Annotated in this window: 14 protein-coding genes and 1 pseudogene; 7 read left to right on the top strand and 8 right to left on the bottom strand. The window is 73.0% G+C overall.

Annotation, left to right across the window (positions count from 1 at the left end; genetic code table 11):
- Window positions 1-240 precede the first annotated feature (240 nt).
- Complete coding sequence (locus tag R4Z62_RS30760) at window positions 241-1,590, top strand: helix-turn-helix domain-containing protein (RefSeq protein ID WP_064536653.1); 1,350 nt, start codon at window positions 241-243, stop codon at window positions 1,588-1,590.
- Here R4Z62_RS30760 and R4Z62_RS30755 read toward each other — a convergent pair.
- The 7 genes from R4Z62_RS30755 to R4Z62_RS30725 all read right to left on the bottom strand — a co-directional run bounded on the left by R4Z62_RS30755 (window position 1,574) and on the right by R4Z62_RS30725 (window position 11,977).
- The gene (locus R4Z62_RS30755) at window positions 1,574-2,947 is read right to left on the bottom strand and encodes a phosphohexomutase domain-containing protein (protein ID WP_491521506.1); all 1,374 of its coding nucleotides are present in this window, start codon (window positions 2,945-2,947) and stop codon (window positions 1,574-1,576) included. The two genes, R4Z62_RS30760 and R4Z62_RS30755, sit on opposite strands and share 17 nt — an antisense overlap.
- A complete protein-coding gene (gene glgB / locus R4Z62_RS30750; protein ID WP_491521505.1) occupies window positions 2,928-5,168 on the bottom strand; it encodes a 1,4-alpha-glucan branching protein GlgB in 2,241 nt (746 codons plus the stop codon). The genes R4Z62_RS30755 and glgB overlap by 20 nt, the downstream gene beginning before the upstream one ends.
- A 178-nt stretch (window positions 5,169-5,346) precedes the next feature.
- Window positions 5,347-6,762 (bottom strand): maltokinase N-terminal cap-like domain-containing protein, encoded by a 1,416-nt coding sequence (locus R4Z62_RS30745; protein ID WP_491521504.1) that lies wholly within the window; start codon window positions 6,760-6,762, stop codon window positions 5,347-5,349.
- Window positions 6,759-8,777 (bottom strand): maltotransferase domain-containing protein, encoded by a 2,019-nt coding sequence (locus R4Z62_RS30740; protein WP_491521503.1) that lies wholly within the window; start codon window positions 8,775-8,777, stop codon window positions 6,759-6,761. The genes R4Z62_RS30745 and R4Z62_RS30740 overlap by 4 nt, the downstream gene beginning before the upstream one ends.
- A complete protein-coding gene (locus R4Z62_RS30735) occupies window positions 8,774-9,403 on the bottom strand; it encodes a DJ-1/PfpI family protein (protein WP_064536644.1) in 630 nt (209 codons plus the stop codon). The genes R4Z62_RS30740 and R4Z62_RS30735 overlap by 4 nt, the downstream gene beginning before the upstream one ends.
- Window positions 9,404-9,406: 3 nt before the next feature.
- Window positions 9,407-11,089 carry a thiamine pyrophosphate-binding protein gene (locus R4Z62_RS30730; RefSeq protein WP_491521502.1) on the bottom strand — a complete coding sequence of 561 codons (1,683 nt, stop codon included), beginning with the start codon at window positions 11,087-11,089 and terminating at the stop codon, window positions 9,407-9,409.
- Between the two features lie 48 nt (window positions 11,090-11,137).
- Complete coding sequence (locus tag R4Z62_RS30725; RefSeq protein ID WP_037890165.1) at window positions 11,138-11,977, bottom strand: type 1 glutamine amidotransferase domain-containing protein; 840 nt, start codon at window positions 11,975-11,977, stop codon at window positions 11,138-11,140.
- Window positions 11,978-12,266: 289 nt separating this feature from the next.
- On the opposite strand from R4Z62_RS30725, the gene R4Z62_RS30720 reads away from it, so the two are divergent.
- The 6 genes and pseudogenes from R4Z62_RS30720 (at window position 12,267) to R4Z62_RS30695 (ending at window position 16,911) form a co-directional block, all read left to right on the top strand.
- On the top strand, window positions 12,267-12,689 hold the full coding sequence (locus R4Z62_RS30720; protein ID WP_355478485.1) for a nuclear transport factor 2 family protein: 423 nt from the start codon (window positions 12,267-12,269) through the stop codon (window positions 12,687-12,689).
- 21 nt (window positions 12,690-12,710) lie between these two features.
- On the top strand, window positions 12,711-14,297 hold the full coding sequence (locus R4Z62_RS30715) for a GMC family oxidoreductase (protein WP_491521501.1): 1,587 nt from the start codon (window positions 12,711-12,713) through the stop codon (window positions 14,295-14,297).
- On the top strand, window positions 14,284-15,117 hold the full coding sequence (locus R4Z62_RS30710) for an ester cyclase (protein ID WP_491521500.1): 834 nt from the start codon (window positions 14,284-14,286) through the stop codon (window positions 15,115-15,117). Before R4Z62_RS30715 ends, R4Z62_RS30710 begins: the two co-directional genes overlap by 14 nt.
- 40 nt (window positions 15,118-15,157) lie before the next feature.
- On the top strand, window positions 15,158-15,532 hold the full coding sequence (locus R4Z62_RS30705; protein WP_064536629.1) for a nuclear transport factor 2 family protein: 375 nt from the start codon (window positions 15,158-15,160) through the stop codon (window positions 15,530-15,532).
- Between the two features lie 5 nt (window positions 15,533-15,537).
- Entirely contained in the window at window positions 15,538-15,981 is a 444-nt protein-coding gene (locus R4Z62_RS30700; protein ID WP_018568070.1) for a VOC family protein, read from the top strand.
- 97 nt (window positions 15,982-16,078) lie between these two features.
- A pseudogene (locus tag R4Z62_RS30695) lies at window positions 16,079-16,911 on the top strand (SDR family NAD(P)-dependent oxidoreductase).
- Window positions 16,912-16,967: 56 nt separating this feature from the next.
- Here R4Z62_RS30695 and R4Z62_RS30690 read toward each other — a convergent pair.
- Complete coding sequence (locus R4Z62_RS30690) at window positions 16,968-18,587, bottom strand: FAD-binding oxidoreductase (RefSeq protein ID WP_491521499.1); 1,620 nt, start codon at window positions 18,585-18,587, stop codon at window positions 16,968-16,970.
- Window positions 18,588-18,619 lie beyond the last annotated feature (32 nt).

The raw sequence follows: 18,619 nt of genomic DNA, 5'->3' as shown, positions 1-18,619 counted from the left end.
ACTCTTCCGCATCTCGTAGCCCCCCAATCGTCACGCTCTCAGTCGAGTTGACACCCTGAGTCAAGTCTGGGTCACTTTTTTAGTCAAGTAATAAGACGGCAAAGCCCGCTGGCCTTTACCGGCCATCTCCGGACTTGCCTAAGAAGCGGAGGACTTCTCAAAGAGCACTGGGCTTCGCAGAGTCACGCTGGTAACTTTGCGTTGTCACACACATAGTCATGAACTCCGGAAGGAGTCCCCATGGATCACACCAAGGCGGAACGGGCAGAGGGCCTTGGGGGCCGCATAAGGACCCTTCGGACACGGCGCGGGCTCAAGCAGCAGGATCTGGCCTCGGCGGAAGCCTCCACGAGCTACATCTCGCTGATCGAGTCGGGCAAGCGGGTGCCGTCCTCTCCGGTGCTGGCCACCATCGCGGAGAAGCTCGGCACCTCCCCCGAGTACCTGCTGACCGGTATCGACGACCACCGCGCCGAGGAGTACCGGCTGAAGCTCGCCTTCGCCGAGATGGCGCTGCGCAACGGAGACAACGGTGAGGCCCTCCAGTCCTTCGGTGAACTGCTCTCCAACCGCTCCGTGCTGGACGGCTCCATGATCCGGCGCGCCCTCATCGGCCAGGCCGCCGCACTGGAGAAGACGGGCCGGCTGGAGGCCGCCATCTCCGTCCTGGACGACCTACACCGCGACCCCGCCATCGCCGTCGGCTCCGACGAGTGGTGCCGTATCGCGGTCGCCCTGTGCCGCTGCTACCGCGACGCCGGGGACATCGCGCTCAGCATCGACATCGGGGAACGGGCCGTGGCCCAGCTCGACGGGCTCGGCCTGGAGACCACGATGGACCACATCCAGCTCGGCGTCACCCTCATGGGCTCGTACCACACCCGGGGCGACCTGACCCGGGCCCAGCTCCTCGGCGAGCGGCTGCTGCCCGCCGCCGAGACCCAGGGCTCCCACGGGGCCCGGGGCGCCGTCTACTGGAACGCGGGCCTGGTGGCCGGCTCCCAGGGCCGGCTGAGCGAGGCCATCGCGCTGACCGAACGGGCGCTCGCGATGATGGCCGAGGGCGACAACGCGCGCCACGCGGCCATGCTCCGGATGAACTACGGCTCCATGCTGCTCCAGTTGGACCCACCCCATCCCGAACGCGCCCTGGAACTGCTGGAGTCGGCGCAGGAGGCGCTGGCCGAGGTCGGCAGCGCCAGCGAGCTGTCCCGCTGCGAGCTGAACCTGGCCAACGCGGAGAAGCAGCTCGGCCACTGGGACGCGGCCGCCGCCCACGCCGAGCGCGCGCTCGGGCTGCTCGGCGCCGACTCCCGGGTGCTGTCCGCGCTGGCCCGGACGTACCTCGCCGAGATCCACCTGCTGCGCAACTCCCCCGACGAGGCCGTGCAGCACCTCCACTCGGCCGCCCGCCAGCTGCGGCAGCAGCCCGCCTCGCACGACGCCGCGCAGACCTGGCGCCACATCGGGGACCTGTGGCGCCAGGGCGGTGCGCAGGACGAGGCCCTGAAAGCCTACGACATGGCGCTCACCGCCGCGGGACTGGCCCGCACCCGCGCCCCGGAGGCCGCGCTCATCGACCGGCGCTGACCACCACGTCCACCACCCGGTCCCGCAGCCGCCCCATCGCCGCGACCGTCCCCGCCTCCACGTTCACCCGGACGACGGGGCCGGTCCCCGGGGCGCGCACGTTGAACCACGAGCCGTCGGGCAGTTCGCCGGTCACCCCGTCGAGGTGGTCGAGCGCCGTGCCCTGCGCGGCGAAGTGCCGCACCACACGCTGCAGGGCGGCCAGCGGATCGGGCACCCGGACTTCGACCGGCCCCGAGGAGGCGTACCGGTCGTGCCGGGCCGCCAGCTCGGACAGCTCGCAGGCCGTGTCGCCGAGTTCGGCCAGCAGGTGCAGCGCGGCCAGCATGCCCGTGTCGGCGTACCAGAAGTCACGGAAGTAGTAGTGGCCGCAGTGCGCACCGCCGAACGCCGCGTCCTGCTCGGCCATCAGCGCCTTGATGGCCGCCGGGCCGGTGCGCGAGCGCACCGGGATGCCGCCCGCCTCCTTGATGGCATCGATGGCGGAGGTGGCGGTGACCAGGTCGTGGACCACGGCGGCGCCCGGCCGGCGGGCCAGCTCGCGCCCGGCCACCAGCGCGATCACCGCGGCGGGCGGCACCACGGCGCCGCGTTCGTCGACGGCGAGCATCCGGTCGCCGTCCCCGTCGAAGGCGAGACCCACGTCGGCGCCCGACTCCCGTACCGCGTCCCGCAGCGCGCTCACGTCCGCCAGGTCCGGCGCACCGAAGGGGAAGGTCCCGTCCAGCTCGAAGCGCAGCGGCACCAGTTCGACCGAGGGATGGCCGAGGACCAGGGGCGCCGTCAGCCCCGCCATCCCGTTCCCGGCGTCGACGACGACCTTCAGCGGGCGGATGTCCGAGAGGTCCACGAGCGAGCGCAGATGCGCGGCGTAGTCGTCCACGGCGCGGCCGGGCAGCACCGAGCCGGGGCGGTCGGTCAGCGGCGGGCGCGGCTCGCGCAGCCGGCGGCGCAGCAGTTCCAGGCCGGTGCCCTCGTCGAGGTCGGCGGCCCCGGCCCGGCACAGCCGGATCCCGTTGTACGCGGCGGGAGCACGGCCCGCCGTGATCATGGCGCCGGGGATGTCCAGGCGGCCCGAGACGTGGTACAGGCAGTCGGTGGAGCCCAGGCCCGCGTCCAGGACGTCGGCGCCCTGGTCGAGGACGCCCTGGGCGAACGCGTCAGCGAGCACCGGCGAGGACTGCCGCGCGTCGTGCGCGACGGCGACGGTGTCCGCGCCGGTCAGCTCGGTGAAGGCGGCACCGACCCGGTAGGCGAGGCCGGGGTCGACCTCGGCCCGGAACAGGCCCTTGATGTCGTACGGGGTGACGATCCGGTCGTACAGGTCGTCCTCGGTTTCATCGGGTCCAGTGGTCATCGAGGTCGTCCTCCTCAAGGTCGTGAGCGGCTCCCCCGGCCGGCTCCAGCCACACCACCGCGAGCGGCGGCAGGGTGAGGGCGGCACTGCGCGTGCGCCCGTGCCAGGGGGTCCGCTCGGCCCGGATCACCGGCTCGTTGCGCACCCCGCTGCCGCCGTACGTCTCGTCGTCGGTGTTCAGGACCTCGCGCCACGCCGGCGCGTCCGGCAGCCCGACGCGGTAGCCGGTGCGGACGACGGGCGAGAAGTTGGCGACCACGACGAGCGGGTGGCCCGCCGTGTCCCGGCGGACGAAGGACAGCACGTTGGCCTCGGCGTGCGAGGCGTCGATCCAGGAGAATCCGGCCGGGTCGGAGTCCAGCTCCCACAGGGCGGGCGTGGCGCGGTAGCGGGCGTTGAGGTCGCCGACCAGGGTGCGCACGCCCCGGTGGTCGGCGTGCGAGGGCCAGCCCTCGTCGAGCACCCACCACTGCGGGCCCGCGTCGTGGTCGAACTCGTCGCCCTGGGCGAACTCCTGCCCCATGAAGAGGAGTTGCTTGCCGGGGTGGGCCCACATGTAGGCGTACAGGGCGCGCAGGGTCGCGCGCCGCCGCCACCAGTCGCCCGGCAGCTTCGACACCAGGGCGCCCTTGCCGTGCACGACCTCGTCGTGGGACAGCGGCAGCAGATAGTGCTCGCTGCGGGCGTACACCAGGGAGAAGGTGATCTCGTCGTGGTGCCAGGCGCGGTGGACCGGGTCGCGGGCGAGGTAGTCCAGCGTGTCGTGCATCCAGCCCAGGTTCCACTTGAGGTCGAAGCCGAGGCCGCCGAAGCCGTCGTCGCCGGTCTCGTAGGTGGGCCGGGTCACGCCGGGCCAGGCGGTGGACTCCTCGGCGATCGTCAGCGCGCCGGGCGCGGCGCGGCGCACGGTGTCGGTCAGTTCCTGGAGGAAGGCGACCGCGTCCAGATTCTGGTGGCCGCCGTGCTCGTTGGGGCTCCAGGCGCCGTCCGGGCGGGAGTAGTCGAGGTAGAGCATGGAGGCGACGGCGTCCACGCGCAGCGCGTCCACATGGAACTCCGTGCACCAGTGGACGGCGCTGGCGACGAGGAAGTTGCGCACCTCGCGGCGCCCGTGGTCGAACTCCAGGGTGCCCCAGTCGGGGTGGTGCGCGCGGCGCGGGTCGGCCGGTTCGTACAGCGGTTCGCCGTCGAAGCGGGCGAGCGCGAAGTCGTCCTTCGGGAAGTGCGCGGGCACCCAGTCGAGGATCACACCGATGCCCGCCGCGTGCAGGCGGTCGATCAGGTACCGGAAGTCGTCGGGTCCGCCCAGCCGGGAGGTGGGCGCGAAGAACCCGGTGACCTGGTAGCCCCAGGAGCCGCCGAAGGGGTACTCCATGACGGGCATGAACTCGACGTGGGTGAAGCCCAGTTCTGTCACGTACTCGGGCAGTTCCTCGGCGAGCTGCCGGTAGCCGAGGCCGGGCCGCCAGGACGGCAGGTGCACCTCGTACACGGACATCGGACGGCCGTGGCAGTCCTCGCCGCCGCGGGTCGCCATCCAGGCGGCGTCGCCCCAGGCGTAGGCCGAGGTGTGCACGACGGAGGCGGTGGCGGGCGGCGTCTCGGCGGCGCGGGCCAGCGGGTCCGCCTTCTGGAGCAGGCGCCCGTCGCGGGTGTGGATCTCGTACTTGTAGCGGGTGCCCGCGCCGACGTCCGGCACGAACAGCTCCCACACGCCGCTGGCGCCGAGCGAGCGCATCGGGTGCTCGGCGCTCCAGCCGTTGAAGTCGCCGATGACGCGCACGCCTTGGGCGTTGGGCGCCCACACGGCGAAGGAGGTGCCGGTGACGCCGTCCAGGGTGCGCACATGGGAGCCGAGGACCCGCCACAGCAGTTCATGGCGGCCCTCGGAGACGAGGTGCAGGTCGATGGCGCCGAGGGTGGGCGGGAAGCGGTAGCCGTCGTGGTGGATCCGCTCGACGCCGTCGTCGTACGTGACCAGGAGGTGGTGGCCGGCCGCCGTGCCGGGGAGGGTGCCGGTGAACAACCCGTCGCGCTCGTGGGTCAGCCGGGTCCGCTCGCCCGAGGGGCGGACGGCCACGACGGCGCGCGCCAGGGGCTTCAGGGCGCGCACGACGGTGTGGCCGTCGGCTGTGGGGTGGGCGCCGAGGAAGCTGTGCGGGTCGTGGTGGGCGCCGACGAGGATGCGGTCCAGGTCGGCGTCCGGGTGGGGGGCGGTCACGGGCAACGTAGCGGTCCTCTCGTGCGGGGTCCCGGCCCGCGCCGGGAGACGGTCCGGCGCGGGCGGGCACGGTTCGGGGGTGGTGCGGTCGAAGTGGCGGCGGGCGTGGATGCCGCGCGCCCCCGTCGCGCGCGGCCGGCCACTGCGGCGCCCTGCGGCGCTTCTCGGCGCCCTTCGGTCAGGTACGGGCCAGCCGGTGCACCGCCTCCAGGGGGATCGGCAGCCAGCTGGGTCGGTGCCGGGACTCGTAGACGGCCTCGTAGACGGCCTTGTCCGCCTCGAAGGCCCGCAGCGGGAGCGGGTGGCAGTGCGGGTCCGTGCCGCCCGTCTCCGCGTAGCCCGCGACGAACGCGCGCCGGTTGCGCACGGCCCACGCCCGCGCCCGGCGGGCCCGGCGCAGCCGCGCGCCGGGCGCCTCGTCCAGGTCGCGTTCCCGCAGGGTCCGCAGGCCCGCCTGGGCGGCGTAGTCGAAGGAGCGGAGCATCCCGGCCACGTCCCGCAGCACCGGTTGCGGCGCGGCGCGTTCGGCGGCCGGGCGGGCCGGTTCGCCCTCGAAGTCGATCAGGTGCCAGCCGCCCGGGGTGGGCAGTGCCTGGCCCAGGTGCAGATCGCCGTGGACCCGCTGGGCGAGGACCGCGCAGCCGCGCGCGCCCGCCCGCGCGTAGTCCTCGTAGAGCCGGACGAGCCCGCCGCGGTGCCGGGCCAGACCCGGCACCTCCAGGACGGCCGTCTCCAGGCGCTCGGTCATCTCGGCGGCCTGGCGCGCGATGTCCTCCGCGGTGAGCCGCACCCGCGGGAAGGCGTCGGCGAGCGCCGTGTGCACCTCGGCGACGGCCGTGCCCAGGGCGCGGGCGTGCGCGGTGAAACCGCCGGTGGCCGGGACGGCGGGGCAGGTGCCGTCCACGCAGTCGGCGACCTGGCGCACGGCGGCCTGCCAGCCGTCGCCCTCGGCCGGCAGCAGGTCCTCCATCAGCCCGAGGACCAGCCCGCTGCCGCCGCTGAGCAGGGTGCCGTGCAGCCGCGGGGTGCGGGCGCAGCGCGCGTCGGTGAGCGCGCGCAGCGTCTCGACCTCCAGGTGCGGGCCGGGTTCGGGCCGTCGGTAGAGCTTGAGCAGCAGCCGGTCCCCGTAGGCGACGGCGCTGTTGCTCTGCTCGGCGGTCAGCGGCCGGGGCACGAGGCCCACCGGCAGCGGCAGCGGCGTGGTCCGCTCCATGCGCAGCCCGTCGCCGCCGCCCTGCGCGAGGTGGCGCAGCAGGACGCCCATGAGCGCGGCGTCCTCGGTGGCCTCGTACAGCGTCCAGCCGTGCCACTCCCCCTGTGGCACCCGGCCGATGGCGGCGTCCGCGAGCCGCCGGGGCAGTTCGGGGCGCAGCCCGAGCAGGACCTGGTACAGCTGTCCGGCGGCGGTGCGCAGGACGGCGTGCACCAGGGCGGGCGCCTGCTCGCGTACGACGTCGGCCACGACCGGCGTGAGCGGGCCGGCGGGACCGGCTCCCGCCGCGTACCAGCGGCGGGTGCGCAGCCAGGGGTCGAGCAGTCCGAGCAGCGGGTCGACGGGCCGGCGCTGCCCGACGTCCACCCAGGCGACCGTCATGGCTCCTCCTCGACGGGCACCAGCAGATGGGCCGGGGAACGGCCCGGCACCAGATGGAAGTACGTCTCCGGGCGCCAGGAGTGGACCTCGCCGGTCAGCACGTCGCGCAGCTTCAGCGAGCCGTCCTCGGGCAGGCCGAGGGCGGCCAGGTCGAAGGTGACGGTGCCCTCGGCCGGCAGGTGCGCGTCGAGGTTGACGACGGCGAGGACCGTGTCGAGGGAGCCGTCGGGCAGCCGCACCTGCTTGGAGTAGGCGATGACCTGGGGGTGCGGGACGCTGTGGAAGCGGAGGTTGCGCAGCTCCTGGAGGGCGGGGTGGGCGCGGCGCAGCTCGTTGAGGCGGGTCAGCAGCGGGGCGATGGAGCGGCCCTCGGCCTCGGCGGCGGCCCAGTCGCGCGGGCGCAGCTCGTACTTCTCGGAGTTCTTGTAGTCCTCGGTGCCCGGTTCCAGGACCTCGTTCTCGCACAGTTCGTAGCCGGCGTACACGCCCCAGGTCGGGGCGAGCGTCGCGGCCAGCACGGCGCGGGTCTCGAAGGCGGGCCGGTCGCCCTCCTGGAGGTAGGCGTGCAGGATGTCCGGGGTGTTCACAAAGAGGTTGGGCCGCAGGAAGTCGGCGCTCTCGTGCGCGAGTTCGCTCGCGTACTCGGTCAGCTCCTCCTTCTCGTTCTTCCAGGTGAAGTAGGTGTACGACTGCTGGAAGCCGGCCTGGGCGAGGGCGTGCACCATGGCGCGCCGGGTGAACGCCTCGGCGAGGAACACCACGTCGGGGTCGCGTCCGTTGATCTCCGCGATCACCCGCTGCCAGAAGCCGACCGGCTTGGTGTGCGGGTTGTCGACGCGGAAGATCCGCACGCCCTGGTCCATCCAGAAGCGCAGCAGCCGCACGCTCTCGGCGACCAGTCCCTCGAAGTCCCGGTCGAAGGCGAGGGGGTGGATGTCCTCGTACTTCTTGGGCGGATTCTCGGCGGTGGCGACGGAGCCGTCGGCGCGCCGGGTGAACCACTCGGGGTGCTCGGTCAGCCAGGGGTGGTCGGGCGAGCACTGGAGGGCGAAGTCCAGGGCGACGTCGAGGCCGAGCTCCCCGGCGCGGGCCACGAAGCGGCGGAAGTCGTCGAGGGTGCCCAGGTCGGGGTGGACGGCGTCGTGTCCGCCCTCGGCGGAGCCGATCGCCCAGGGCGAGCCGACGTCGTGCTCGGCGGCGGTGAGCGCGTTGTCCGGGCCCTTGCGGTGGGTGCGGCCGATGGGGTGGATCGGCGGCAGGTACACCACGTCGAAGCCCATCGCGGCGATCGCGGGCAGCCGCAGCGCCGCCGTCTCGAAGGTCCCGCTGACCGGCGGCGCGCCGTCGGCGGTGCGGGCGCCCTCGGAGCGCGGGAACATCTCGTACCAGGCGCCGACCAGGGCCCGGCGCCCCTCGACGAGCAGGGGCAGCGGCCAGGAGACGGTGACCAGTTCGCGCAGCGGGTGCCGGCGCAGCGCGGCGAGGGCCTCGGGGGACTCGGCCGCGGCGAGCCGGCAGGCGAGCGGGTTCGTCTCGTCGCGCAGGGCCCGCGCCACCGCGGTCACCGCCTCGCGGCGGGCGGTGTCCGGGATGCCGAAGGCGGCCCGCTCGTACAGCAGCGCGCCTTCGGCGAGCGTCAGTTCGACGTCGACCCCGGCGGGGAGCTTCAGCGCGGCGTCGCGGCGCCAGGTGGCGACGGGGTCGGCCCACGCCTCGACGGTGTACGTCCACCGGCCGGGCTCGCCGAGTACGACGGTGGCCTCCCAACGGTCGGCGTCCGCGTCGGCCAGGGTCATCGGCGTCCAGGCTCCGGGCCGCCCCCGCGAGTCCCGCAGCACGACGTTGGCGCCGATCTCGCCCGAGCCCTCGCGGAACACGGTGGCGCTGACGGTGAGCGTCTCCCCCGCGACGCCCTTGGCGGCGACGGCGCCGCCGCGCACCTGGGGGCGGACGTCGCGGATCGGGATGCGGTCGGCGACGGGCACCCGGGCGCCCGGGTCCATGACGGCGGTCATCGGGCACCTCCGAGGGCCGCGGTCCGCACGCCGCGCGAGCGGGCGGCCCGGTCCCGGTCCCGGTCGGCGATCAGGTCGATGATCGTCCGGGCGAACAGGTGGCAGTGTGCCCCGGTGCGCCCGGTGACCAGGTCGTCGTCGACGACGACGTCCTCGTCCACGTACAGGCCGCCCATGTTGCGCAGGTCGCCCAGCAGGTTGTTGTGGACGACGGCCCGGCGCCCGCGCACCAGGTGGGGCACCGGGGCGGTGAGCCACATGCCGTGGCAGATGATGCCCTTGACGATGGCCGGGTCCTGGAAGGCGCGGCGCAGGAACCGTACGGCGGGCGGGAGTTCGGCCGGGTCCTCGGTGTAGCGCAGCCGGTCGGAGACCATCCCGGAGGGGACGATCACCGCGGAGTACTCCTTGAGCGCGAACTCGTCGACGTCCTCGAAGGACTCGCGCACGACGAACGGCATCCGGTGCTCGTGCCCCTGGAAGGTGATCTCGTCCTGGCCCCACATCCGGGTCAGGAAGTGCACCTCGGCGCCTTCCTCGGGGAAGCGGTGCTGGTAGTAGAGGATCTCGGGCTCGTAGAAGTCGCTCTCCAGCAGGATCGCGATCTTGTGTCCGGTCAGTCGCACGGCTCACTCCTGCCTTCCGCGTCCGGTGACCAGGTCGATCAGGAAGGGGCCGGGGGTGGCGAGCGCCTGCTCGACGGCCGCCTTCGCCTGGTCGGGCTTCTCGACCCGGACGCCCGGCACGCCCAGGGAGCGGGCCAGGCCCGTGAAGTCGATGGCCGGCCTGGACAGGTCGAACATCTCCGGCTGCTCGTGCGCGGCGACGCCGACCGTCCGCCAGTACTCCTCGATGTTGAGTTCGAGGAGCTTGTAGCTGCTGTTGTTGCAGATGACGAACTTGGCGCCGATGTCGTGGCGGGCCGCCGTCCACAGCGCCTGCACCGTGTACATGGAGCCGCCGTCGCCGGTGAAGCCGACCACCGTGCGCTCCGGATGGGCCAGTCGGGCGGCGATGGCGCCGGGGATGCCGACGCCGAGCGAGCCGCCCCGGGTCTGGTGCCAGTGGCCGGGCCGGGTCGGCGGGAGGTGGCGGGTGAGGTCGGGGGAGGCGGTGAGCGCCTCGTCGAACACCACGGCGTCCTCGGGGAGCCGGCGGGCCAGTTCCTGGAGGAAGGCCGTGGTCGGCAGGGCGTCCGGGTCGAGTGCGGCGGCCTCGTCGGCGCGGCGGGCGGCGGCGCGGGCGGCGGACTGCTCGGCCGAGCGCCGGGTGAACCACTCCCCCGCGCGGGCGCGGGCGGCCGGGCTCATCCGGCGTTCCAGGGCGCGGGCGAGGCCGCCCAGGGCGCGCCGCGGGTCGGCGGCGATGCCCAGGTCCACCGGGAAGTTCTTGGCGATGGCGCCGGTGTCCAGGTCGATGTGGACGACCGGCGCGCCGTCGGCGAAGACCCCGTCGAGGGCCGGGTACACCTCGGGGAGCGCGTAGGTGCCGGTGATCAGCACCGCGTCGGCGGCCGCGGTGACCTTCCGGCTGCTCTCGCCGAACATGTGGCCCAACTGACCGCCGTAGGCGGGGTGTTCCACCGACAGGTTGACCTCGGCCCAGTCCGCCCCCCACACCTCGGCGCCCCAGACGCGGGCGAGCCGGCCCAGCTCCTCCTGGGCGCCCGCGAAGTGCACGCCGTCGCCCGCGATCACGAGCGGCCGTTCGGCCCCGGCGAGCAGAGCGGCGGCCCGGTCGAGCACCTCGGCGTCGGGCGTGGCGGAGAAGTCGACGTAGGAGGTGGGCACGGCGGGTTCGCTGGTGTCCCGGTCCATGACGTCGGCGGGCAGGACGACGAGCACCGGCCCGTACGGCGGGGTCGCCGCCACCTTGAAGGCGCGGCGCAGCACTCGCAGCGTCGACTCCGGGTCGACCACCCGGGTCGCCCACTTGGTGACGGGCTCGGCCATGGCGACCAGGTCGACCGCCATCTGGGCCTCCATGGCGTCGTAGCGCAGGCCCGCCTCGCCGGCGACGGCGACCAGCGGGGCGTGCCCGCGGGCCGCCTGGTAGAGCATGCCGACCGCGTTGCCGACGCCGACGCCGGTGTGCAGCTGCATCACGGCCGGGGTGCGCGTGGCCCGCGCGTAGCCGTCGGCGAGGCCGACGACACTGGATTCCTGGAGCGCGAGGATGTACTCGATGTCCGGGAAGTTGCGCAATTCGTCGAGGAAACCCTGCTCGACCGTGCCGGGGTTGCCGAACATGTGCCGCACCCCGTCGGCGCGCAGCTGTTCGAGGATCGCGACCCGCGCGGGCCTGCTGACCATGACGTGCACCTTTCTGCGAAGGTTACGCGGCTGCCGTGCGGGCGGGGATCAGGCGGCTTCCTTGAAGCCCCACCGGCGCAGGCCGTCCTCCAGGACCTCGACGAGCTTCTGGCCCGTCAGATAGGAGTCGGGGGTGGAACGGCCTGTGATGAACGGGTAGTCGACGATGACGGAGGTCTCCTTGCCGAAGTTGCCGTGGAAGGCCCCGCCGGGCGCGGTGGCGTCGCGCAGGATGTACTCCAGCGGGTACGGCGGCGGGCCGATGACGAAGTCGGTGCCCATGAAGCCGGTGCCGTCCTTGTAGTCGTACTCGATGCAGTGCCCGGTGACGTGCTTGCCCCGGATGATCGAGACGCGGTCCTCCTGGTCGCGGGCGAAGGCCAGCGGCGCGACGCCGTAGCACTCAGCGGCGATCGGCATGTCCAGGGCGTGGAAGGCGAGGATCAGGTCGTGCACCCGCCAGTTGTTGGCGAGGTCGACGATGGGTCCGGAGCCGCCGACGATGAGCAGGGCGTCGTAGCGGTCGGCGATCTGGTCGCGGATCTGCTCAAGACGCGTGTTGTACGCCTCCCAGTCGCGCAGGAAGTACGGCTTGGAGCGGTAGGGCCGGTCGGGCAGCCAGGACGACAGGTCCAGCGGGCCGTCCAGGCGCGGGGAGCTGTCGATGGCCCGGACCTTGGCAGCCATCTCGGGGGTGGTGACGGAGCGGCCGAGCGGCGGGTCCACGTAGTCGGGGTCCATGCTCGGCGGCAGCGCGACGGGGCGCTTGCCGGTCGGCGTGGCGAAGGTGACCTGGTAGCCGGCCTTGTCGAAGGTCTCCAGCGGGCCGATCAACTCCTCGCCCCAGTAGCCGTATTCGGACAGGACGACGAGGATGCGCTTGCTCATGGGGTGCCCTCTCGTGCGACGCGGGTCGGATGGGACCGGTCGAACTCATGTCTACGGTCTGCCGCCCGGACCGGCCAGAAGCCGCCCGTGCCGGTGGCCCGACATGCCCAAGTGGGCCGCCGTACTACGGCAATTGGCCCTGCGACGTCGGCAAGAGCACCGCCCGACCTGACGCAATCCGGCCGCCGGACGTCCCGGCCGGGGCACGGCCGGCGCGGTCGTGGCGGAATCGACCGGGACAGCCGTCCGGACCAGCTTCGGACCCGCCCTTCACCGAGAGGGACTTGGCATGACGACCGCACAGAGCCCGCTGACCGCGCACGGCCAGGACGTCGCCGTGTTCGTCCAGCACTGGTACGACATCCTGAGCAGCCACGAGCCCGTCGAGGACCTGCTGCCGTACGTGATCGACGACGGTCTGGAGATGGCGTTCCCCGAGCGCACCCTGCGCGGCCACGCCGACTTCCGCGACTGGTACGCGGCGGTGGGCGAGAGCTTCGGGCCGCAGAGCCACATCGTGGAGAAGCTGCGCACCGACGAGCACGACGGTCTCGTCGACGTCGAGGTGACCGTGGTGTGGACCGCGAAGAACCTCTCCGACGGCGGCGTGTCGGCCCTGCGCATCGACCAGACCTGGCAGCTGGTGCGCGATCCTGCGGACGGGACGCTGCGCATCCGCACGTACCACGTCGGCGACCTGAACCCGGCCTGAGCACCGATGCGGGAGGTTCCCATGTCGTACGACTACGTCGTCGTCGGCGCCGGCAGCGCGGGCTGCGCCGTGGCGAGCCGGCTCAGCGAGGACCCGGACGTGAGCGTGCTGCTCCTGGAGGCCGGCGGGTGGGACGAGCGGCCGGAGATCCACCGCACCGACGCCGCCTCCCTGCTGGCCCTGCTGACCAGCGAGTGGAGCCCCACGATCGACTGGGGGTACGCCACCGAGCCGGAGGCCGCTCTCGACGGCCGCCGCGTTCCGGTGGCCCGCGGCAAGGTGGCCGGCGGATGCAGCTCCGTGAACGCCCTGATGTGGGTGCGCGGCAGCCGCCACGACTACGACGGCTGGGCGGCGGCGGGCAACCCCGGCTGGTCGTACGCGGACGTGCTGCCCGCGTTCCGCCGCGCCGAGGACTACGACCGCGGCGGCGACGCGCTGCGCGGCAAGGGCGGCCCGGTCCGGGTGCGGGACCACACCGATCCCTCGCCGGTCGCCAGGGCCTTCGTGGCGGCCGCGCGGCAGCTCGGCTTCGACGCGCCCGGCGACGACTACAACGGCGAACGGCAGGACGGCTACGGCTTCCTGTACCAGACCACGCGCACCGACGAGGGCACCCGCTCCTCGACGGCCACCGCCTATCTGCGCCCGGTGCTTGACCGCCCCAACCTGACGGTGGCCACCGGGGCGCACGCCACCCGGCTGCTGACCGAGGGCACCCGGGTCACCGGGGTCGCCTATGTGCACGGCGGGCAGCGGCAGCAGGCGTGGGCGGACGAGGAGGTGGTGGTCAGCGCCGGCGCCTTCGAGACGCCGAAACTGCTCATGCTCTCCGGGATCGGCCCGGCCGCGCACCTGCGGGCGCACGGCGTCACCGTCGTGCAGCATCTGCCCGGTGTCGGCGGCAATCTCCAGGACCATCTGTTCGTCCCGGTGTGCTACCAGTCCCGCGAGGAGCACCCCGAGGGGGCGATGCTCTCCGAGGCGGGCCTGTTCACGCACACCACGGGCGGTGCGGGCGAGCGGGCGCCCGACCTCCAGTTCACGTTCGGGCCGGTGAAATTCCTCGCCCCGGACGCCCCCGCCGGGCAGCAGGCCGGGCCCGGCTTCACCTTCGCGCCGATCGCGCTGCTGCCGGAGAGCCGCGGCCGGGTCCGGCTGCGCTCCACCGACCCGGCGGCCCCGGCCGTCGTGCAGGCGGGCTACCTCACCGCAGCGGCCGACGTGGACGTCCTGGTCCACGGGGTCGTGCTGGCCCGGGAGCTGGCGCACAGCACGGCCTTCGACCGGCTGCGCGGCCCGGAGCTGGGCCCCGGCGCCGGGGTGCGCGACCCCGCGGAGCTGCGCGCCTACGTCGCCGCCCGCGCCACCACCCTGTGGCACCCGGCCGGCACCTGCCGCATGGGCACAGGACCGGACGCGGTCACCGACCACGAGCTGCGTGTGCACGGCGTCACCGGGCTCCGGATCGCGGACGCCTCCGTGATGCCGACGATCGTCGCGGGCAACACGAACGCGCCCAGCGTGATGATCGGCGAGCGCGCGGCCGAGCTGATCAAGGACTCACACCACCGACGGACCGAGGGGACCCACCATGCCCACGTCTGACAGCACCGCCGTGAACGCGAGCGTCGCCCTGTACCGGCGCTTCCTGGACGCCTTCAACGCGGCGGACTACGACACCGTGGCCGAGGTCATCGGCGCGGACTTCACCGACCACCACCCCGGCTTCGAGATCAAGGGCCTGGACGACTACCTGGCCGCGCTGCGCGCCGCCCACGCCACGTACGGCCTCAAGGGGGAGCTCCAGGAGGCCCTCCCCGTCGACGGCGCGGACGGCGGCGACAAGGTCGTCACCCGGGTGAAGCTGACCGGGACGCACGGTGACACCGTCTTCGGCTTCCCGGCGACCGGGCGCGGCGTGGAGTGGACCACCACGGAGATATGGCGCATCGAGGACGGCCGCTTCGTGGAGCGCTGGGCCCAGGACGACCTGCTCGGACTGCGCGAGCAGGTCTCCACCGACGCGGCGAACCTGGCCACCGTGCAGGCGGTCAGCGACGCGGTCAACGAGCGCCGCTACGACGACCTGGACGAGCTGTTCGGCCCGACCTTCCGGGACAACAACCCGGCCTGGGACGTGGCGAGCCTGGACGAGCTGAAGGTCATCATCAAGGCCGCGCACGACGCCCTCGACTTCACCGTGCACCTGGACGCCCTGTACCCGGCGTCCCCGGACAAGGTGATCATGCACATCACCTTCCGCGGCAAGCACATCGCCCCGTTCTTCGGCCAGGAGCCCGACGGCCGCGAGGTGTCCTGGACCAGCCTGGAGGTCTACCGGCTGGAGGACGCCAAGGTCGTCGAGCGCTGGGTGCAGGCCGACACCGCGGGCCTGATGCGCCAGCTCGACGTCCCGCTGCCGTGACCGCCGCGAACCGCCGACCCCGTGTGCCCTGGAGGCCGTGATGAACACCCGAGAGATCGTCGACACCTACTACCGGCTCGCCAACTCCGGTGACTGGGACCCCTGGTGCGATCTGTTCTCCGTCGACCAGACGATGGACGAGCAGCTCGCCGGCCATGTGGAGGGCCGCGAGACGCTGCGGGACATGATGAAGGGGTTCGGGCAGATGTACGCGTCCTTCTCCAACGTCCCCGTGCACGTCGTCGTCGACGGCGACCAGGCCGCCGTCGTCTCGCACATCTCCGCCCGCACCCCGAAGGGCGAGTCGGTCGAGGCGGACGTGTGCAACTACTTCCGGATCGCCGGCGGAGAGATCGTCTACATGACGAACGTGCACGACACGGTGCCCTTCGCCCCTGTCACCGGTGGGGCGTGAGGCCCATGTCCGCAACCGTGGGCGCCCGCTGGTCGCACGTCGGCCTCAACTGCCGTGACCAGCAGGCCACGGAGGCGTTCTACCGCCGCTGGTTCGGGTTCGAGCGGGCCCGGGTCGTCGAGGCGGACGGGGCCCGGGTCGTCTTCCTCAAGAGCGGCCCGGTCTACCTCGAACTCTTCCCCACCACGTCCGAACCGGCCTTCCCCACCGCCAAGGACGGCCCGGACAACCCCGGCGCCGCCCGCCATCTCGCCTTCCAGGTCGACGACGTGGACGCGTTCATGGCGGCGGCCGACGGGGAGCTGGAGGTGCTCCTCGGGCCGCTGGCCTTCGACGAGTTCATCTCCGGCTGGAAGACGGTCTGGGTGGCCGACCCCGACGGCGTCGTCATCGAGGTGAGCCAGGGCTACACCGACCAGACCCCCGAAGAACTGCGGTCCTACGCGTGAGCGCGTGACGCCGTACGCCCGCACCGGGCACGGCCGGTCGATCCCGACCGGCCGTGCCCACAGCCATGTTCCTACGCACCTGAGGAAACCGAAGACCATGAGCCCTGTCAGCGAACAGACCGTCCTCATCACCGGCGCCACCGACGGACTCGGCCGCGCCCTCGCCCATGAACTCGCCGAGCAGGGCGCCACGCTGATCCTTGCACGGCCGCAGCCCCCGCAAGGGCCAGGAGCTGCTGGAGGAGCTGCGGGCGAAGACCGGCGCCGACCGGTTCAGCTACGAGCTGGCCGACTTCTCCTCGCTGGCCGAGACCCGCGCGCTCGCCGACCGGATCCTGGCCGGGCACGACCGGCTCGACGCCCCTCGTCAACAACGCGGGCATCGGGGTCGAGCTGGCCCGCCAGGAGAGCCGGGACGGGCACGAACTCACCTTCCAGGTGGACTATCTGGCGGGCTACATCCTCAGCTGCCGGCTGGCCCCGCTGCTGGTGCGCTCCGCCCCCGCCCGCATCGTCAACGTCACCTCCGCGGGGCAGGCCCCCCTCGACTTCGACGACGTGATGCTGGAGCGCGGCTGGGACGGCGGGCAGGCGTACTGCCAGGCCAAGCTCGCCCAGATCAGTCTCACCAAGGACCTGGCGGAGCAGCTCGCCGGCACCGGGGTCACCGTCAACGCCCTGCACCCGGCCTCGTACATGCCGACGAAGATCGTGGTGAACCTGTTCACCCCGCAGAGCACCCTGGAGGAGGGCACCCGCAACACCGCCCGCCTGGTGACCGACCCGGCGCTCGCCGAGGTCACCGGCGAGTACTTCAACCGGGCCGCCGTCGCACGGGCCGGCGCCCAGGCCTACGACCCGGCGGCCCGCGCCCGGCTGCGGGAGCTGAGCGAGTCGCTGACCGGCGTCGCCTTCCCCGCGCTCGGCTGACCCGCGCACACGCCGCGGCCCCGCACCTCCCTCGGGAGCTGCGGGGCCGCGGTGCGTCAGTGCGCGGCGGTGACGGACAGCGCGTGGTGGAAGACGTCGCGCGGGTCCCACTTCTTCTTCACGGCCCGCAGCCGCGGCAGGTTGCCCTTCCAGTACAGGGTCTGCCAGGGCACCCCGGAGGTGTTCCACGCCGGGTCGGTCAGGTCGGGGTCGGGGTAGTTGATGTACGACCCGTCGGCGTCGCCGTCCGGCAGCGGCACGCCTCCGGTGGCGGCGTAGAAGTCGCGGTAGAGGGCGCGCAGCCAGGCCACATGCCGGTCGTCCTCGGCGGGGTCGGTCCAGTAGGTGAGGAAGTTGGCTTTGAGCATCGAGTCGCGCTGGGCGAGGGCGGTGGCGTCGGGCGCGACCTCGGTGACCTGGGCGCCGTAGGAGAAGAGGATCGCTCCGCCGTGCCCGGTGTAGGACGGGTCGCTCAGATCGCGGTACAGGACGGCGAGCTGCGCGTCGGACCAGCCCCGGCGCAGATAGGCGCCCTTGAACTTGCCGCGGTTGTAGAGCCCGGTGTCGTAGTGGTCCTTCAGGGACTCCTTGAGCCAGGGCGTGCTGTGCGCGGTGGTGGTGTGCGGCGCGCTCACCCCGGCGGCGACGGTGTCGATGTAACTGTCCAGCAGTTGCCGGGAGTCCGGCAGCGAGCCGTCGATCTGCGCGGTGAGGGAGACGGCGCCCTGGACGTGGTTGTAGAGCAGCAGGGCGCTGTTGAGGGTGTCGTAGTCGGTGCCGGGCTCGTTGTGGGCGGCGTGCCAGGCGTTGTGGTTGTGCACCAGGCGCGTGAAGTCCGCCTCGGTCAGGTCCGTCCACTTCCAGCTGGTGGAGGTCTTCAGCAGGCTGTGCGGCGGCTTGGGCAGCAGGCCCGCCGGGTCGGTGCCGGTGGCGTCCGGGGAGCGGAACCAGAAGGTGGTCACGATCCCGAACTGGCCGCCGCCACCGCCGGTGTGCGCCCACCACAGCTCGCGGTGGGGGTCGTCGGGCTCGCGGGTGGCGACCACGCAGCGGGCGGTGCCGGCGGCGTCGACGTGGACCACCTCGACGGCGTAGAGGTGGTCGACGACCGCGCCGTACTTGCGGTTGAGCGGGCCGTAGCCGCCGCCGGTGACATGGCCGCCGACCCCGACGGTGGGGCAGTCGCCGGCCGGTATGGTCACGCCCCACTCCAGGTAGAGGGTGCGGTAGACCTGCCCGAGGGTGGCGCCGCCCTGCACGGAGAAGGCCCGGCGGGAGGCGTCGTAGCCGATGGCGTTCATCTCGGACAGGTCGATCAGGACGCGTACGCCCGGGTCGTCGACGAGGCCGTCGAGGCAGTGGCCGCCGCTGCGCACCGCGATCCGGGCGCCGGCCGTGACCGCGTCCTGGACGGCGTCGACGACCTGGCGGGTGGAGTGCACGAGCCGTATCGCGTCGGGCCGGGCGGCGAACCGGGCGTTGTAGCCGCGCTGGGTGAGGTCCAGGTAGCGCGGGTCCGACGGGGTCACGGTCACCGTGTCGACGGTGGCTGCGCCTGCGCCGGCCGCCTCGGCGGGGGCCTGGGGCGCCGCCTGCGCGGCCGGGGTGCCGAGCACGGCGGCACCGCCGACACCGGTGGCGGTGCCGAGGAAGCCGCGGCGGGTCAGTCGAGCCATTTCCACTCCTTGAGGGACGAACTGGTCGGGTG

Source organism: Streptomyces sp. PL-25, assembly GCF_058344915.1.
Note: the sequence above shows the minus strand (reverse complement) of the source record. Positions and strands in the feature narration are given on the sequence as shown.

Excerpts from the sequence above, each read along its gene's own strand:
- R4Z62_RS30730 (WP_491521502.1), bottom strand. The coding sequence starts at position 11,089 with ATGGTCAGCAGGCCCGCGCGGGTCGCGATCCTCGAACAGCTGCGCGCC.
- R4Z62_RS30725 (WP_037890165.1), bottom strand. The coding sequence starts at position 11,977 with ATGAGCAAGCGCATCCTCGTCGTCCTGTCCGAATACGGCTACTGGGGC.
- R4Z62_RS30740 (WP_491521503.1), bottom strand. The coding sequence starts at position 8,777 with ATGACCGCCGTCATGGACCCGGGCGCCCGGGTGCCCGTCGCCGACCGC.
- R4Z62_RS30720 (WP_355478485.1), top strand. The coding sequence starts at position 12,267 with ATGACGACCGCACAGAGCCCGCTGACCGCGCACGGCCAGGACGTCGCC.
- R4Z62_RS30760 (WP_064536653.1), top strand. The coding sequence starts at position 241 with ATGGATCACACCAAGGCGGAACGGGCAGAGGGCCTTGGGGGCCGCATA.
- R4Z62_RS30690 (WP_491521499.1), bottom strand. The coding sequence starts at position 18,587 with ATGGCTCGACTGACCCGCCGCGGCTTCCTCGGCACCGCCACCGGTGTC.
- R4Z62_RS30705 (WP_064536629.1), top strand. The coding sequence starts at position 15,158 with ATGAACACCCGAGAGATCGTCGACACCTACTACCGGCTCGCCAACTCC.
- R4Z62_RS30700 (WP_018568070.1), top strand. The coding sequence starts at position 15,538 with ATGTCCGCAACCGTGGGCGCCCGCTGGTCGCACGTCGGCCTCAACTGC.
- R4Z62_RS30715 (WP_491521501.1), top strand. The coding sequence starts at position 12,711 with ATGTCGTACGACTACGTCGTCGTCGGCGCCGGCAGCGCGGGCTGCGCC.
- R4Z62_RS30710 (WP_491521500.1), top strand. The coding sequence starts at position 14,284 with ATGCCCACGTCTGACAGCACCGCCGTGAACGCGAGCGTCGCCCTGTAC.
- R4Z62_RS30755 (WP_491521506.1), bottom strand. The coding sequence starts at position 2,947 with ATGACCACTGGACCCGATGAAACCGAGGACGACCTGTACGACCGGATC.
- R4Z62_RS30745 (WP_491521504.1), bottom strand. The coding sequence starts at position 6,762 with ATGACGGTCGCCTGGGTGGACGTCGGGCAGCGCCGGCCCGTCGACCCG.